Origin of the sequence: Ruminococcus sp. AF37-20 (genome assembly GCF_003460465.1) — a bacterium.
GTDB classification, from domain to species: Bacteria; Bacillota; Clostridia; order Oscillospirales; family Ruminococcaceae; genus Hominimerdicola; species Hominimerdicola aceti.
This window is the reverse complement of the sequence record NZ_QTVE01000044.1, coordinates 1-654: the sequence shown is the minus strand read 5'-3', so window position 1 is coordinate 654 and position 654 is coordinate 1. Positions and strand designations below refer to the sequence as shown.

The following is a 654-nucleotide window of genomic DNA, read 5'->3' as shown; positions in this document are numbered from 1 at the left end:
TCTGAGCCGACCACGGGATTCAAATCTGCGTAAAAAATATCTCCACGTTTAATCAGCATTTCATTCACCTTTTCTGTATCTTACACACTTATGAAACGGACAAAACAGTACGTCGGTATTCCTGTCATACCACACACAGCCTTTGCATGGGTGATTATCTGAAAGCTTTATGCACGGGATTCTAACATCAATGCCGAATTTACTTGATTTTAGCTGAAAGTCAAATAGCTTCGGCGTTTCTTTTTCTTCTGATATATCATTCATACTATCAGCCTCCTGTTCTTGTGAATTTAATATGTAAATGGCGGTCTGCTATAACGCAAACCGCCGTATAACTTCGTTTTGCCTTCGTCTGATTCGTTAGTTTCAGACGATTTTCCGTGATATTTGTTCTCAACGACCGTCACGGCGGAACTCTGCAAGCTGCGGTCAGCGTAACCGCATCATGGGACTCTCACCCGCTATATCAGCCCTCACTGGGAAGTATCATTATCCTCACACGTTTCATCGCCGACTTTGGTTGCTGTCCAAAGGTCTGAACGTCATGGTTATCGCTCTCTTTTTGAGGTCGTCGCGCATGGTTCATTTGGCTGCCGAGATTTCATACCGACCGTGTGATTAACGTACTTGCAGAGTTGATATTCGGTTGTCAAG

General features: G+C 43.9%; 2 protein-coding genes. One reads left to right on the top strand and one right to left on the bottom strand.

From position 1 onward, the window contains the following. Positions 1–60: 60 nt before the first annotated feature. Positions 61–264, bottom strand: a complete 204-nt coding sequence (locus DW015_RS12960; protein WP_117905928.1) for a hypothetical protein — start codon at positions 262–264, stop codon at positions 61–63. Between the two features lie 116 nt (positions 265–380). Here DW015_RS12960 and DW015_RS13525 point away from each other — a divergent pair, with 116 nt between their 5' ends. Then, positions 381–539: a hypothetical protein gene (locus tag DW015_RS13525; RefSeq protein ID WP_181979935.1), complete on the top strand. Its 159-nt coding sequence runs from the start codon at positions 381–383 to the stop codon at positions 537–539. Positions 540–654 lie beyond the last annotated feature (115 nt).

Excerpts from the sequence above, each read along its gene's own strand:
- DW015_RS12960 (WP_117905928.1), bottom strand. The coding sequence starts at position 264 with ATGAATGATATATCAGAAGAAAAAGAAACGCCGAAGCTATTTGACTTT.